The 14442-nt window shown below is 68.4% G+C and carries 19 protein-coding genes; 11 read left to right on the top strand and 8 right to left on the bottom strand.

Features of this window, described 5'->3' with window-relative positions:
* Window positions 1–253: 253 nt before the first annotated feature.
* Entirely contained in the window at window positions 254–1429 is a 1176-nt protein-coding gene (locus ACIRGA_RS12110) for a YDG/SRA domain-containing protein (protein ID WP_400939757.1), read from the top strand.
* Window positions 1430–1431: 2 nt separating this feature from the next.
* Here ACIRGA_RS12110 and ACIRGA_RS12105 read toward each other — a convergent pair whose 3' ends face one another.
* The gene (locus tag ACIRGA_RS12105) at window positions 1432–1998 is read right to left on the bottom strand and encodes a TetR/AcrR family transcriptional regulator (protein ID WP_400939754.1); all 567 of its coding nucleotides are present in this window, start codon (window positions 1996–1998) and stop codon (window positions 1432–1434) included.
* A gap of 46 nt (window positions 1999–2044) precedes the next feature.
* Between ACIRGA_RS12105 and ACIRGA_RS12100 the strand changes: the two genes are divergently transcribed.
* Together ACIRGA_RS12100 and ACIRGA_RS12095 are read left to right on the top strand one after the other, a co-directional pair.
* A complete protein-coding gene (locus tag ACIRGA_RS12100; RefSeq protein WP_400939751.1) occupies window positions 2045–2713 on the top strand; it encodes an SDR family oxidoreductase in 669 nt (222 codons plus the stop codon).
* Between the two features lie 4 nt (window positions 2714–2717).
* Complete coding sequence (locus tag ACIRGA_RS12095; protein ID WP_400939748.1) at window positions 2718–3611, top strand: SWIM zinc finger domain-containing protein; 894 nt, start codon at window positions 2718–2720, stop codon at window positions 3609–3611.
* Here ACIRGA_RS12095 and ACIRGA_RS12090 read toward each other — a convergent pair.
* Window positions 3608–4420: a tetratricopeptide repeat protein gene (locus ACIRGA_RS12090; RefSeq protein ID WP_400939745.1), complete on the bottom strand. Its 813-nt coding sequence runs from the start codon at window positions 4418–4420 to the stop codon at window positions 3608–3610. The genes ACIRGA_RS12095 and ACIRGA_RS12090 overlap by 4 nt on opposite strands.
* 333 nt (window positions 4421–4753) lie before the next feature.
* Here ACIRGA_RS12090 and ACIRGA_RS12085 point away from each other — a divergent pair, with 333 nt between their 5' ends.
* The gene (locus ACIRGA_RS12085; RefSeq protein ID WP_038507695.1) at window positions 4754–5422 is read left to right on the top strand and encodes an HNH endonuclease family protein; all 669 of its coding nucleotides are present in this window, start codon (window positions 4754–4756) and stop codon (window positions 5420–5422) included.
* A 28-nt stretch (window positions 5423–5450) separates the two neighbouring features.
* The gene (locus ACIRGA_RS12080) at window positions 5451–6107 is read left to right on the top strand and encodes an alpha/beta fold hydrolase (RefSeq protein WP_400939741.1); all 657 of its coding nucleotides are present in this window, start codon (window positions 5451–5453) and stop codon (window positions 6105–6107) included.
* On the opposite strand, the gene ACIRGA_RS12075 is transcribed toward ACIRGA_RS12080, so the two are convergent.
* Entirely contained in the window at window positions 6085–6720 is a 636-nt protein-coding gene (locus ACIRGA_RS12075; RefSeq protein ID WP_400939739.1) for a nitroreductase family protein, read from the bottom strand. The two genes, ACIRGA_RS12080 and ACIRGA_RS12075, sit on opposite strands and share 23 nt — an antisense overlap.
* A 55-nt stretch (window positions 6721–6775) precedes the next feature.
* Between ACIRGA_RS12075 and ACIRGA_RS12070 the strand changes: the two genes are divergently transcribed.
* A complete protein-coding gene (locus ACIRGA_RS12070; RefSeq protein ID WP_400939854.1) occupies window positions 6776–7252 on the top strand; it encodes a MarR family transcriptional regulator in 477 nt (158 codons plus the stop codon).
* Here the strand turns inward: ACIRGA_RS12070 and ACIRGA_RS12065 are convergent.
* The 3 genes from ACIRGA_RS12065 to ACIRGA_RS12055 form a co-directional block, all read right to left on the bottom strand.
* Complete coding sequence (locus tag ACIRGA_RS12065) at window positions 7221–7646, bottom strand: ATP-binding protein (protein WP_400939737.1); 426 nt, start codon at window positions 7644–7646, stop codon at window positions 7221–7223. The two genes, ACIRGA_RS12070 and ACIRGA_RS12065, sit on opposite strands and share 32 nt — an antisense overlap.
* Window positions 7647–7723: 77 nt before the next feature.
* Window positions 7724–8497: a SigB/SigF/SigG family RNA polymerase sigma factor gene (locus ACIRGA_RS12060; protein ID WP_400939734.1), complete on the bottom strand. Its 774-nt coding sequence runs from the start codon at window positions 8495–8497 to the stop codon at window positions 7724–7726.
* Complete coding sequence (locus ACIRGA_RS12055; protein ID WP_016330768.1) at window positions 8494–8910, bottom strand: anti-sigma factor; 417 nt, start codon at window positions 8908–8910, stop codon at window positions 8494–8496. The genes ACIRGA_RS12060 and ACIRGA_RS12055 overlap by 4 nt, the downstream gene beginning before the upstream one ends.
* A 144-nt stretch (window positions 8911–9054) precedes the next feature.
* Here ACIRGA_RS12055 and ACIRGA_RS12050 point away from each other — a divergent pair, with 144 nt between their 5' ends.
* From ACIRGA_RS12050 to ACIRGA_RS12030, 5 genes are all read left to right on the top strand, one after another.
* Entirely contained in the window at window positions 9055–9363 is a 309-nt protein-coding gene (locus ACIRGA_RS12050; protein WP_016330769.1) for a WhiB family transcriptional regulator, read from the top strand.
* Between the two features lie 214 nt (window positions 9364–9577).
* Window positions 9578–9931 (top strand): STAS domain-containing protein, encoded by a 354-nt coding sequence (locus ACIRGA_RS12045; RefSeq protein ID WP_400939730.1) that lies wholly within the window; start codon window positions 9578–9580, stop codon window positions 9929–9931.
* Between the two features lie 52 nt (window positions 9932–9983).
* Window positions 9984–10769 (top strand): metal-dependent hydrolase, encoded by a 786-nt coding sequence (locus ACIRGA_RS12040; RefSeq protein WP_400939852.1) that lies wholly within the window; start codon window positions 9984–9986, stop codon window positions 10767–10769.
* 63 nt (window positions 10770–10832) lie between these two features.
* The gene (locus tag ACIRGA_RS12035; protein WP_400939727.1) at window positions 10833–11390 is read left to right on the top strand and encodes a TetR/AcrR family transcriptional regulator; all 558 of its coding nucleotides are present in this window, start codon (window positions 10833–10835) and stop codon (window positions 11388–11390) included.
* Between the two features lie 62 nt (window positions 11391–11452).
* A complete protein-coding gene (locus ACIRGA_RS12030; RefSeq protein ID WP_400939724.1) occupies window positions 11453–11770 on the top strand; it encodes a hypothetical protein in 318 nt (105 codons plus the stop codon).
* A 52-nt stretch (window positions 11771–11822) separates the two neighbouring features.
* Here the strand turns inward: ACIRGA_RS12030 and ACIRGA_RS12025 are convergent, their stop codons facing one another.
* Both ACIRGA_RS12025 and ACIRGA_RS12020 read right to left on the bottom strand, forming a co-directional pair.
* Window positions 11823–13460 (bottom strand): ABC transporter permease, encoded by a 1638-nt coding sequence (locus ACIRGA_RS12025; protein WP_400939721.1) that lies wholly within the window; start codon window positions 13458–13460, stop codon window positions 11823–11825.
* Entirely contained in the window at window positions 13457–14353 is an 897-nt protein-coding gene (locus tag ACIRGA_RS12020) for an ATP-binding cassette domain-containing protein (protein ID WP_400939718.1), read from the bottom strand. Before ACIRGA_RS12020 ends, ACIRGA_RS12025 begins: the two co-directional genes overlap by 4 nt.
* Window positions 14354–14442 lie beyond the last annotated feature (89 nt).

Here is a 14442-nt window from a genome sequence, read left to right as displayed (position 1 = left end):
TACGGCGATGGGCGCGACGGCTGAATGCCGACGCTGTGCCTTTCGCTCGTACATGTTCATCATGGCTGCTCCTGAGATTGGTCGAGTGCTCTAACTATGGCTGATGAGTCGACATAGTGCAATGCTATTTATCGATCCTGCTCTTCGGGAAGGTATGGACCTGTGGCGAGCGGGCAGCCGCGAGACGAGTGCAAAGTTGATGTTCGTCCGGTTGAGGGTGTTGCGCTGCCGCAAGTTGGCCTAGCGTCTTGTTGTGGGCTTGAAAGATATCTCTCGAGAAGCGGTGCTTGCGGCGATCGCTGAGCACGACGACGTTGGCGCCGAGCGCTTCAGGCGCATGCAGGGTGTGACGCGTGCATCTCGCTACGTAGTGATGCACGAGGGATCGGATTACGACGCGAAAGCACTCGTGCTGTCAGCGCATCGGTCAGTGGTCGGTGCGGAGCTCGGTGTGGCTGACTTTGGGGCAGTAGAGGAAAAGCTGATTGCTCGCCTGGGGCGCCTCGGGTTCGAGTTCAGGAACATCGACACTCATCGGCTGGCTGTCGGCGGAGAGGGGTTCGGGGAGATTCCTGGCATCCCTGAGGGGACTACGTTCGTCAACCGGCGAGACGCTTTTGATCGCGGAGTCCACAAGCAGCTTCAGGCTGGGATTTCTGGAAAAGGTGACACCGGGGCGAAGTCCATTGTGGTCTCTGGCGGGTACTCGGACGACAAAGACTTTGGTGATGAGATCATCTACACCGGCCACGGTGGACGGAGCCCGTCGGGCAAGCAGATTGAAGATCAAAGCTTCAAGGCCAGTGGAAACGCTGCATTGGTGACAAGTAGTGTTACCGGTGAGCCTGTTCGGGTAATTCGTGGAGCTGACAAGAAGTCCTCCTATGCGCCAGATTCTGGTCTTCGCTATGACGGCCTTTACCGGGTTGCCGAGGTGTGGCGTCAGCTTGGTGCGGATGGCTTCATGGTTTGCCAGTTCCGCATGGTAAAGCTGACAGTCGGGACCGTGGTGGCTGTGGAGCCGCCAACTCAAGCGCTGCTGCCGATTCCCGCAGGTAACGATGCTCCTGGTCGGGTTGCGGCCAAGGTTCAGCGCTTGATTAGGTCCACGCAGGTGGTCAACTATGTGAAACAAGTGCATGACGACGTGTGTCAGACTTGTGGGGTTCGACTGAGGATTGGCGACAAGGCCTACTCTGAAGGGGCTCATATTCGTGGCCTTGGACGCCCGCATAACGGCCCGGATGTTTACTCGAACGTCCTTTGTCTATGTCCTAATTGCCATGTGTTGTTTGATTATGGCGCCATGGTGATTAGTGAGGATATGGAGGTGGTCGTGCATGGCGAGGTGGTAAGCGAGCTGCGTCAGCATGTAGATCACCACATTGATAAGGATCATCTCGATTACCATCGGGAACACTACACTTAAGATCAGCTGTCAAAAACGCTGGTCAGCGCCTCCCGGATCAACCCCGCCAGATCCGCTTCCCCGTCCGTCTCCGCCCATCGCACAAGCGCGACGTGAGCGGCGCCGAGGCAGGCCATCGCCGTAGCCCGCACCTGAAACTCTTCGTCCGGCGAAGGCGAAGGCCCGCAAAGAGCAGCCACGATCGCATCGGCCGTCGCGTACTGGCTGTCCAGATGCCGCGCCCGCAGCGCCGGCACCGAGATCATCAGCCGCAGCCGCGCCAGCAGGAACGCCTTCTCCTGCGACGACCCCAAAGCGGCGGTCGTCTCCAGCGCGCGTCCGATCCGCGAACGCAAAGGGCCGGCGGGCTGAGCAGCGACGGCCGAAGCCGTCACGGGGTCGTATTCGTCGTAGAGGACCAGGTCCTCCTTCGTCGGGAAGTGCCGGTAGACCGTCATCGCCGAGACGCCGGCGGCCGCGGCGACGTCGGCGACGGTGGTCGCGTCGTAGCCGACGTCGGTGAAGAGGCGGACGGCGTGCGTCTGGATGGCGAGCCGGGTTTCGGCGCGCTGGCGGTCTCGGAGGCTCACGTGGTAGACACTATCAAAGTGTTAGTCACTAACATCTGGGGTGAGTATGAAAACAGCATTGGTGACCGGGGCGTCGCGGGGGATCGGGGCGGCGATCGCTCGAAGGCTTGAGAGGGACGGCATACGAACGATCAAACGCTCAAGTGAGCAGGCCGACTTGTCGACCATGGAGGGTGTCGACAAAGCCCTGGAGGACATCGAAAGCCTGGACATCCTGATCAACAACGCGGCCGCCCAGCCGGCAGGGCCGATCGAGACCGATACGCCCGAGAGCTTCGATCGGCTGATGGCGGTGAACGTGAAGGCGCCGTACTTCCTCATCCAACGGGCACCGCTGAACGACGGCGGCCGCATCGTCAACGTCTCGTCGGCCGCCACCAGGATGGCCAACCCGGCGCAAACCTCCTTCGCGATGACCAAGGGCGCGCTCGAGACGATGAGCCGCACCCTCGCCCACCAGTTCGGCCCCCGCGGCATCACGGTCAACGTCGTCGCGCCGGGCGCCACCAGGACCGAGACGAACAAAACCCTCTTCACGCCGGAGCTGGAGGCCGCCATCAAAACCCTCACCGCGCACCAGCGGCTCGGCACGGCGGAGGACATAGCGGACGTCGTCGCCTTCCTCGTCTCCGACGACGCCCGGTGGGTGACCGGGCAGGTCATCGAGGCGAGCGGCGGGTTGTTCCTCGGTCCTCCGGCCCAAGGCGCAGAATAGGCCGGTGACGTGGTTCAGCGAGGACGAACTCCGCAGGCAGGCAGGCGACGTCTCGTTCGCGCGCGGCGCCAAGTACCGGGAGTCGGTCGAGACGCTGGACGACGTCGCGGGCGGGGTGACGGCGGTGGTCAGCGGCACCGACCGGTACACCGTCCGGTTGCGCGACGTCGACGGCGAGCTGGTCGGCGAGTGCTCCTGCCCGCACGCGGCGGACGGCTTCTTCTGCAAGCACTGCGTGGCGGTCGGGCTACTGGTCCTCGAGGGCGTGGCGGACGGCGGCGCGGCCGACATCCGCGGCTACGTCGAGACCCTGGACCGCGCCGAGCTGGTCGAACTGCTCGTCGCGCACGCGAACGAGGACCCGGTCCTGTTCCGCAAACTCTCGCTCAAGGCGGGCCGCGACGACCTCGACGCGTTGCGCCGGCACGTCGAGGGAACGTTGCGGTTGCGCGGTTTCGTCGGTTTCCAGGGCACGGTCGCGTACACCGAGAAGGTGCGCGAGGTGCTCGCCACCGCCAGGGAGCTCATGGACGGGCCGCTGTTGTGCCGCGTCATCGAGCTGGTGGTGGAGGCGTTGGACTTCGTCGAGGACTCCTTCGGCGCGCTCGGTTCCGAGGTGTCGGGCGCGCTCGCGTTGTACGCGGAGGCCTGCGCCGATTCGCCGCCGGAGCCCAAGGAGCTCGCGGAATGGTTGCTACGGCTGGATCTCGACGGTTCCGGCCGGGTCGACGTGAACATCGCGGACTTCACCGCGGGCCTCGGTTTCGAGGGGCTCGCGGTGTTCCGCGCCGGCGTCGAGGAGCGGTGGCGGCTCGACGACGGCGAGGACCCGTACCGCAGCCGCAAGCTCCAGCGGCTGCGCGAAGGGTTCGCCGCGATGCGCAACTGGCAAGCCTAGTACCGCTGCCGGTTGCGGTACAGCTCCTCCAGATCCCGTAGCCCCGCCTGATCTCCGGTGTCGGCGGCCGCGCGGAACCAGTGCTCGGCCTCCTGGAAGTTGCCGTGGTCGGCGGCCAGCCTGCCGAGGTTCGTGTACGCGGGGACGCTGCCGAGCTCCGCGGCCTTCCGGTACCAGGCGGTGGCCTCGCCGGGATCGTTCCGGTCGTTGGCCAGCACGCCGAGGTTCGTCATCGCGGCGGCGTCGCCCCGTTTGGCGGCCTTGAGATACCAGCGTTCGGCGGCGTCGAGTTCGCCGCGGCGGTGCAGCACCAGGCCGAGCCGGACGGCGGCATCGGGGGCGCCGGCGGCCGCGGCCGCGTGATAGCAGCTTTCGGCGCGCGCGAGGTCGCCCCGTTGCTGGGCCTGGTGGCCGAGTTTGATCAGCGACGCCGCGTCGGCCTCTTCGCTCGCCTTGCGCCACCAGGGATCCGCTTCGGACGCCCGGCCGGTGTCGCACAGCACGGCGCCGAGCGTGATCATCCCTTCGACGTTCCCCGCCTCGGCGGCCGCACCCGCCCAGTACTCGGCCTCCTCGAGATCGCCGCTCCGATGCCTCGACCGCGCGAGTTCCGTCATCGCCTCGACCCGGCCCTCCTCGGCCGCCCGACGCCACCAGTCCTCGGCGGCCTCCCGATCCCCTCGTTTCGCACAGAGATTCCCCAGATGCGACATGGCATGCGAATCACCGGCGTTCGCCGCTTCGCGGTACCAGCGTTCGGCCTGTTCCGGTACGCCGCGCTCGGTCAGGAGATGCGCCAGATTGCCCATCGCGACCCTCCCCGCCCTCGGCGGCCTTACGGAACCACGCCTCGGCCTCGTCGAGATCGCCGCGCTCCAGCGCTGTGGATCCCATACGCGCCATGGCGATCACGTGCCCGCGTTCCGCGGCCTTCCGGTTCAGATAGTCGTCGACCCGGGTGTTCCACTTACGTTTTTCGGCGCCCACAAGCCCGCTCCTTCCGGCAGCGTCCCTGGGGTAGTCGCTGCTCAGGGCCCCGATGTGACAACAACTACCGGGTGTCATCGCCGTGTCGCACCCGGTTTCCGCCCGCGCGCGGCGATACTTGGCGCTCCCCATTCCCCGTCGAGAGGAACCGCGCGGTGGCAACGCGTACCAGCCAGATGACCACGGCTCAGCGGCTGCTCCTGCTGATCACCCTCGCCGCCGTCGTGCTCGCGGTCTTCTGGTTCGTGAGCGGCAAGGGCGACGCGCTGCAGCCGAAGCCCGCCAACCCTGCGAGCGCGGCCGACGCGCGCAAACAGCTGGACGAGCTCACCGTCGCCCCGCGCGGTTCGATGGACGGCTACGACCGCAAGAAGTACCCGCATTGGGACAACCAGGGGAACAACTGCAACACCCGCGAGTTCGTGCTCAAACGCGACGGCAAGGACGTCAAGGCCGGTTCCGACTGCGCCCCGACCTCCGGCAGCTGGACGAGCATCTACGACGGCGAGACCTGGACCAAGCCGACCGACGTCGACATCGACCACATGGTGCCGCTCGCGCAGAGCTGGGTCAGCGGCGCGAAGTCGTGGACCGACGAGAAGCGGCGCCAGTTCGCGAACGACCTGACCCGCCCGCAGCTGTTCGCCGTCACCGACAACGTCAACCAGGAGAAGAGCGACAAGGCGCCGGACCAGTGGAAGCCGCCGCTCGTCTCGTTCTGGTGCACCTACGCCACCGACTGGATCACCGTGAAGCACTACTACGGCCTCACGATCACCACCGCGGAGAAGAGCGCGCTCAGCGACATGCTCGGTCGTTGCTGATTTCCCCGGCTTCGGGTTGGCTGGGTCCATGGCGACCTTCGTATTGATCCACGGCGGTGGCGGCAGCGCCTGGGACTTCCACCTCCTCGAGGCGGAGCTGACCGGCCGCGGGCACGACGTCGTCGCGGTGAACCTGCCGATCGACGACGAGAAGGCCGGTTTCCCGGAGCACGTCGACGCCGTCGTGAACGCCGTCGGCGATCGCGGGGACCTGGTCGTGCTCGGCCATTCCTACGGCGGTTTCGTCGCGCCGCTGGTCGCCGCGAAGCTTTCGCCGCGGCTCCTCGTGATGCTGACCCCGATGGTCCCGAAGCCGGGCGAGTCGCCGGGGGATTGGTGGGGCGCAACGGGTTTCGAGGACGCGAAGGGCCTCACCGACGAGGAGAAGTTCTACAACGGCGTCCCCGCGGACGTCGTCGCGGAGGCGGGCGCGCACGGCCGGGACCAGGTCAGCGCCGAATGGGGACAGCCGTGGCCGCTGGACAAGTGGCCGGACGTCCCGACGAAGGTGCTCATCGCGCGCGAAGACCGCTTCTTCCCGCCTGAGTTCCAGCGCCGGGTCGTCCAGGACAGGCTCGGGTTCGCGCCCGACGAGATCGACGGCCCCCACTCCGTGCCCTTGAGCCACCCCAAGGAATTGGCGGACCGGCTGGAGTCCTACCTCACCAGCGGTCCAGCCGCATGACCTCTTCGAGCGGCTGACGCGCGGCGGGCTTGAAGGTGTCGCCGGTGTAGAACGCCGTCGGGATGAGCGCGGCCTGGTGCACGTTCTCCGGCAGGCCGAGGATCTCCGCGGCCTCCTTCTCGTACGCGAGGTGCAGCGTCGTCCACGCCGTGCCGAGCGTGACCGCCCGCGCCGCGAGCATGTAGCTCCACACCGCCGGCAGCAGGTTCCCCCACAGCCCGGCCTGGTTCCCGGCGGGCAGTTCCGCGCCGTTCGTCTCCAGGCACGGGATGACGTGCACGGGCACCTCGCCCATCTTGTCGGCCAGGTACTCGACGCTGGAGCCGACGCGCTTCTGCACCTTCGACCGCTCCGGGTCGTCCGCGAACAGCTTCCCCGCCGCCCGAGGGGAATCCAGGTACTCCCGGCACGCCCGTTGATAGAGCTTCCCGAGCTCGGCCCGCTGCCCGGGATCGGTGATCACGAGCCAGTGCCAGCGCTGGGTGTTCGATCCGCTCGGCGCCTGCAGCGCGACCTGCAGGGCGTGTTTGACCAGTTCGAGAGGCACCGGCCGGGTCAGGTCCAGTCGTTTGCGGACGGTCCGGGTGGTCGTCAGCAGCTCTTCGGGCGTCATCCGAGGATTATGTCGTTATGATCCGCTGGTGGGGAGGCCGCCGCGCGAACGAGGGATGGGCACTTTGCTCAGGCACGTCCTCGACGTGACCGAGGCGGACGTCTCCGCGTTCTTCGAGGACATCGGGCTGGGGGACTACCGCCCGCGGTTCACGCCGTTCGTCCGCGCGATCGTCACGCACGGGCCGCTGCCCATCCGGGACCTCGCCGCCGAAGTCGGCGTCACCCATTCCGCGGCCAGCCAGACCATCGCGCAGATGGCGCGCCAGGACCTCGTCTCGCTGCGGCCGGGTGCCGACGCCCGGCAGAGGATCGTCTCGCTGACCGAGAAGACGCGCGACCTGATGCCGACGCTCGAAGCCGAGTGGGCGGCGACCAGCGCCGCGGCCGCGCAGCTGGAAGCCGAACTGCCGTATCCGCTCAGGGAAGTGCTGGTCGCCACCGTCGAGGCCTTGGAGCGGAAATCGCTCCGCGAGCGCATCGCCGAAACGGACGCCGCGCTCAAGCTGAAGCGTCGGCCCGGGCAAGACTGAACACGGCCCAGACGTACTTCCCGCCCGGACAGAGCTCGTGTCCCCAGTCGTCGGACAACGCGTGCACCAGCTGAAGACCGCGGCTGCGCGCCGCCATCGGCGACGGCTCCTTCAGCTTCGGCCGCTTCGTCCCGGAGTCGAAGACCCGCAGGGTGAGCCTTCCCTCGGAGTACTCGACTTCGAGCCTGTCCGGCTTCTCGCCGTGCTCGAAGGCGTTCGTGACCAGCTCGGAGGTGGCCAGAAGGACGTCGTCGACCTCCGGGCCGTCGAGGCCGAGGCTCCCCAGCGTCGCCCGCACTGCCTGTCGCGCGACGGCGGGTGCCGTCACATCGACCGGCAGGGGGAGGGACACCACCGGCAACGAGCCCTCCGATCGCGTCTTGGACATCGTCATGGTTCCGCACCTCCCCTCACGAGAGACTCCCAGATCCGCTGTTCGCCTCCCTGATACCCACAAGGGCCGAGGTCGAATCAGGACCCGTCCGTGAGTTCCGTCTCGGTCAGTCCTTCACGCAGTTTCTTGAGCGTGGCGGCGAGCAGCCTCGACACCTGCATCTGCGAAACGCCGACACGGCGCGCGATATCCGACTGGCTCATCCCGGACCCGAACCGCAGCGCGACGATCTTGCGCTCGCGATCGGGCAGCCGTTCCAGCATCGGCCGCAGCGCCTCGCGCAGCTCCGCCTGGCTCAGGTTGGCGTCCGCCTCGCCGAAGCGGGTGTGCGCCGAGTTCTCCAGGAGGTTGTCCAGCGAGGCCCCGTACCGGCCCTGGCCGGCGCGAAGGCCCTCGTAGACCTCGTCGATCGGGATGCCGAGATGGGCGGCGATCTCACTGGGCTTCGGCGCGCGGGAGAGCCGGACGGTCAGCTCCTCGCGCACGGCCGAGATGTTCGCGTTCAGCTCCTTGAGCCGCCGCGGCACCCGGACCGACCAGCTGTTGTCGCGGAAGTGGTGCCGGAGCTCGCCGGAGATGGTGGGGACCGCGAAGGCCAGGAAGTCGCTGCCCTGGCCCGGGTCGAACCGGTCGACGGCGTGGATCAGCCCGATCGTGGCGATCTGGACCAGATCCTCCATCGACTCGTCCCGGTTGCGGAACTTGCGCGCCAGGTTGCGCGCGAGTTCGAGATGCGCGCGCACCAGTTCGTCCCGCAGCGCCTCGCGCTCCGGGGCGTCCGGGGGCAGCGCGCACATGCGCTCGAACAGGGCCGGGACGTCCGCGCCGTCTTGCTCGACGGGTTCGGTCACGGCCGGGCCGCCTCGCTCTCCCGGATGAGCTCCACCCTCGACAGGTAACCGCCGTCGGCCGGGGTGACACTCCTCCGCGCGGACGTCGCGAGCGCGGTGAGCAGCTGCCAGGACAGACCGGTCTCGTCGTCGGGTTCCGGAGAGTCCGAAAGCACCGAGACGGTCACCTCGATCCGCCCGTCCTTCCACGAGAAGACACAGGTCAGATGGCCGTCGGCGGCCGAGGGGAGCAGCATGGAGCAGGCCTCGTCCACCGCCATCCGCAGATCTTCGACGGCGTCGAGGTCGAAGTCCTGGCGCATCGCGATGTCCGCGACGATCGTCCGGAGAGTCGGCACCACGTGCGGTACCGCGGCCGTGCGTACCTCGATGAGTTGAGCGCCCTCCCCGCCGGGCGGGGTGTTGTCCACCACGTGTGTTCCTCTCTCGAGCAGCGCTGCCGGTCCGGTGCTGGATCACTTCCCTGGGTGTGAGCAAACCAAACCCACGTTTGACGCGCGCAGGGGGCGGGCATGTAACCGGCGACAAACGATCTCCTGGGAAGGGCGGGGACCGACATGGCTGACGTGAGCCGGCTGCCGAACGTGGTGGCGGAAGAGTGGGACTGGCAGCTCCGTGGGTCGTGCCGAGGCGCGGACAGCAGCTTGTTCTTCCATACGGACAACGAACGCGGTTCGGCCCGTGAGCGGCGCGAATCGCGGGCCAAGGCGATCTGCCACACCTGCCCCGTGCTGGCACAGTGCCGCAAGCACGCGCTCGCGGTGCAGGAGCCGTACGGAATCTGGGGCGGTTTGGGCGAGATCGAGCGTCGTGAGCTGTTCCTCCGCGAACGCCGCGCCGGGCGCAAGGCCTTGACCGCGCATTGAGCGCGCCCCGGACACCGGTCGGCGACGCGCGAGACGGCGATCGTCGCGCCGAGTCCGTACTGGGTTAGGGTTGGGACTGTCGTTGCGGGGACAGCCACGCCTACCCGCCGAAGAAGAGCGTGCGTCCGGGTCCGGACTGGGCGCGGCCGTCGCTTGAGACCACAGGCGCGTTCCGGCGCTGAGCGTCGGTTCTCACCTGATGAGGAGTATGTGCATGCCCGCAGCGGACCAGAACACCACGCCGCCCGGTTTCAGCATCACGCTGGACGCCGACGCGTCTGAACCGCGTGTGGTGGTCACGGGTGAGCTAGACCTGCTGACGAGCCCGCAGCTTCAGGAGACCCTCGGGGCCCTGATCACCGGCAAACCGTCGGGCCGCGTTGTCGCCGACCTGACCGGCGTGACCTTCTTCGACTCCTCCGCGCTGAACGTGGTGCTCCAGGCCCAGCGCCAGGCCGCCGAAAAGGCGGTCGAGCTCGAACTCGTGCCCAGCCCCCAGGTGAGCCGGGTGATCGAGCTCACCGGCGTCGCCGAGCACCTCAGCGTGTCGGAGGAGCCTCCCGCCTGAACCCCCGCTACGGTCGGGCTCGTGATCCGCGACACCTGGGGGCGGCAAGATGATGGGGCGGACGCATGCCCTGACGGGCTGGTGCGCGGGCCTCGCGCTCGCACCCGCCGTCGGAGCGGGCACGGTGCACCAAGCGGTCGTCTTCGCCGCGACCACGGCGGGCTTCGCCCTCCTTCCCGACCTCGACCACCCGGGCGCTCGCGCTTCGAAGCTGCTCGGCTGGTTCACCGGCGCGATCTCATGGCTGCTTCGCCGCGTTTCGGCGGCTCTCTACGCGCTGACCAAGGGGCCTCGGGACGAGAAGGTCACCGGTAAGCACCGCCATCTCTCGCATACCGTCCTGTTCGCCGTCGGCCTCGGCTTCCTGACCTCCTGGGGGACCGCGGAGGGCGGGCCGTGGGCCGTGTTCGGCGTCGTCGTCCTCGGCCTGCTGCTCGCGGAAGGCGCGCTCGGCGACTGGCTCCTGCCGGTCAGCGGCGCGGCCGTCGGCTGGTGGGTGTGGACCGCGCCGCCGGACAAGGCGGCGCAGCTCGCGGAGATCTCCGGCTGGCTCGGCATCGCCGTCGCGGCCGGGTGTTTCGTGCACTGCCTCGGGGACGCGCTGACCGAGTCCGGCTGCCCGTTCCTGTTCCCGATCCCGATCGCGGGCGAGACCTGGTACGAGATCCGGCCGCCGAAGCCGCTGCGGTTCCGCACCGGCAAGAAGGTGGAGAACCGGCTGATCTTCCCGGTGTTCGCCGTCGCCGCGGTCGTGCTGATCCCCGGCGTCTGGGAGTACCTCTTCTCCACGGTCCAAGGGCTGCTCACCCCGGACGGGACGCAGACCGCGGTGCAGTGAGGAATGCCCCCGTCGTCGGCGGCGTTGAATCGGAACGCCGGACCCGGTTGACGAGGGGGAACAGTGGACAAGCCCGTGCTGCGCGCCGACGCGCGTCGCAACCGAGCGAAGGTGCTCGCGGCCGCCGAAGAGGCCTTCGCCGTCGACGGCCTCGCCGTCCCCCTCGACGAGATCGCCCGGATCGCCGGTGTCGGCGCGGGCACCGTCTACCGGCATTTCCCCAGTAAGGAAGCGCTCTTCCAGGCCGTCGTCGTGGACCGTCTCGAGCAGTTCGCCCGGGAAGCCCGCGAACTGCTGACCGCCGAAGACCCCGGTGAAGCGTTCTTCGACTTCTTCAACCGCGTCGTCCAGCAGGCGTCCCGCAACCGGGCCCTCTGCGACGCGCTCGCCGAAACGACCGGGCTGGGTTTCAAGGCGAGCGCGGGCGACGAGTTCCGCTCGGCGACCCAGGCGCTGCTGACGCGGGCACAGGCCGCGGGCGCGGTCCGCGAGGACATCGACGGCGACGACCTGCGAGCCCTGATCGCCGGATGCCTGGCCGCGGAACGGTATTCACTCGAAGAGCGTCATCTCGTGCGGATCATTGTCGACGGATTGCGCACGCTACGTAACAAAACGTAAGATCAACGCGAGAAGTCCTCGTACCTGCGCTTCGCATGACGGCGCATACCGGGGGGTGCCGGATGTCGAATCAGGGTCCCACCACCGGTTCCGTCACGGTCGCGGCCATCGCGGGTCTCGCGACCGGGCTGCTCGTCGCCGCGCTCCTGGTGGCCGGCCGCGAGCCGCAGCCCCGCGTGTACGAAGTCGGCACGACCCCGTCCCCGACGTCGACCTCCCGTTCGGTCGGGCCGGTCACGGTGACCGTGCCGGGCAGCTCCCCGGAACCGCTCGTCATCACGCGCACCAGCACTCCGGCGCCGCGCACGGTGACCAGGACCGTGACGCCTTCACCCACGTCGACGGCGCTGCCGCCCAGTACGGGATACCGAAGAGACTGAAGGACCGTGAAGGCCGCCCCCGATGAACGGCCCCCACGGTCATCCCCTGTGGCTAGCCGACGTCGCGACGCCGCCAGCCCATGAGCCCGGCCACGAGCGCGACCACGGCGACCCCGGTCAGCCAGACCAGCGGTGTCGCGGTGAACTCCGCGGCGGGCAGCTTCGGAACGTGCGAGAACGGTGAGACGTCGACGATCGCCTGCGGCAGGTTCAGCACCGGGCCGAACAGGCTGAGCAGCAACGCCAGCCCGGCGATCGCCCACGACGCCGTCGAGAACTTCGGCGCCAGGCCGAAGAGCGTCACGGCGAGGCCGGTGATCACCCACACCGCCGGAAGCTGCGCCAGCGACGCGCCCACCATGTCGCCGACCGAGCCGGACACGGTGCCGGCCCGCATCCCGTTCGACAGTCCCAAAAGGACACCGCTGACGACCATCATCAGCGCCGTGCCGCCGAACGCGAACACGAGATGGCTCCCCAGCAGCCGCAGCCTGCCCACCCCCGTCGCGAGCAGGGGCTCGACCCGCACCGCGGTCTCCTCGGCGCGGAGCCGCAGCGCGGCCTGCACCCCGTAGAGCGCGATGACCATGGCGAACAGGCCGGCCATCGCCGCCATGAAGGCGTCGATCAGCCCGTCCGTGCCGCCGAGGCGCTGGAAGATCTCCTTCGCCTGCTGGCTCTGCCCGACGACGTCACCGATGCCGCTCGCGACCGAGCCGAACACCGCGGCGCAGACCGCCGTGCCGATCAGCCAGCCGATCAACGGGCCCCGGTGCAGCCGCCACGCCAGCGCGAACGGGCTGCGCAGCGACGCCGCCGCTTCGGCGGGCCCGGGACGTGGCGGGACGATGCCGGTGCCGACGTCGCGCCGAGGAAGCAGCGCGTAGCCGATCGCTCCGACGACCACGGTCGCGGCCAGCGGCAGCAGGAAGACCCACCAGCGCTCGTCGGCGAACGCCCGGATCTGTTGCGCCCACCCGATCGGGGACAGCCAGGAGACCCAGGTCGCGTCCGACGTCGAGTCGCCGACCGCGCGCAGCAGGAACGCGACCCCGACGGCGGTGGCCCCGATCCCGTTGGCCGTCCTCGAATACTCGGCCACCTGGACGGCGACCGCCGCGACCGCCGTGAAGACCAGGCCGGTCGCCGCGGTGGCGCCGCCGAGCGCGAACGACCCCGCGACGGGGAGTTTCGCGCCGATCATCAGCCCGGTCTCGACGAGTCCGATGAGGACACTCGCCCCGGCGGACACCAGCACACCCGCGGTCAGCAGGGCGTACCGGCCGACCACCGCGGAGGCCAGCAGTTCCGCGCGGCCCGAGTCCTCCTCGGCCCTGGTGTGCCGGGTGACGGTGAAGACCGCCATCAGCGCGACGACCAGGGCGAGGAAGCCGCCGAGCCGCCACGCGGTGAAGCCGCCCGCGGTCGAGAGGTCGAAGGCCGGGCCGTAGATCAGCGAAAGCGACGGGTTCGCGCCCATGCTCGCGGTGAGCCCGGCCCGTTCGGCGTCCGTCGGGTACAGCGTTTCGAACGTGCCCGAGGACGTCGAGGGCATGATCCCGAGCAGGACGATCCAGATCGGCAGGACGATCCTGTCCCGTCGCAGCGCCAGCCTGGTCAGGTGCCAGGTGCCGACCAAGCCGTGCGCGGGCCCGGAAACGGCGGCCGGGCGGTCCAGCGTCGCGGTCATTTCACGCTCGCTTCGGCGGTGTAGTGACGGAGGAACAGTTCCTCCAGCGTCGGCGGCTGGCTGGTCAGGCTGCGGACGCCGACCTGGGTGAGCTGCCGCAGCGCGTCGTCGAGGGAGCGGGTTTCGACGTCGAAGCGGACCCGGTTGCCCTCGACCTTGAGGTCGTGGATGTTCTCCAGTTTCGTCAGCCCGTTCGGCGGACCGGCGAGCTCGGCGGAGATCGACGTCCTGGTGAGGTGCCGGAGCTCGGCCAGCGTGCCGGTCTCGACGGTGTGCCCGTTGCGGATGATGCTGACCTTGTCGCAGAGCGCCTCGACCTCGGCCAGGATGTGGCTCGACAGCAGCACCGTGCGGCCCTGCTCGCGCTCCTCCTGGATGGCGTACTGGAAGGTGGCCTCCATCAGCGGGTCGAGACCGGAGGTCGGCTCGTCGAGGATCAGCAGGTCCACGTTCGAGGCCAGCGCGGCCACGATCGCGACCTTCTGCCGGTTGCCCTTGGAGTAGGTGCGCCCCTTCTTCTTGGGGTCGAGGTCGAAACGTTCGATCAGATCCTTGCGGCGGCGCTGATCGAGCCCGCCCCGCAGCCGCCCCAGCAGGTCGATCACCTCGCCGCCGGAGAGGTTGGGCCAGAGGTTCACGTCGCCGGGGACGTAGGCGAGGCGCCGGTGCAGGCTCGCCGCGTCCTTCCAGGGGTCGCCGCCGAGCAGGCGGACGTCGCCCGAGTCCGCGTGAAGCAGACCGAGCAGGACCCGGACGGTGGTCGACTTCCCCGCGCCGTTCGGGCCGAGGAAGCCGTGCACCTCCCCAGCGGGTACCTGCAGGTCAAGGCCGTCCAAAGCCTTGGTCCGGCCGAAGGATTTGTGGAGGCCGGAGATGGAGATGGCGTTTTCCATGAAGCTGAAGGTACAGTGATTTCACGAAGTTGTGAAGTTAAGAAAATGTATGGATGGTGTGATCACTCTGGGGGACGTAAGAGAGGATG

Origin of the sequence: Amycolatopsis sp. NPDC102389, assembly GCF_044765885.1 — a bacterium.
Taxonomy (GTDB): domain Bacteria; phylum Actinomycetota; class Actinomycetes; order Mycobacteriales; family Pseudonocardiaceae; genus Amycolatopsis.
Note: the sequence above shows the minus strand (reverse complement) of the source record. Positions and strands in the feature narration are given on the sequence as shown.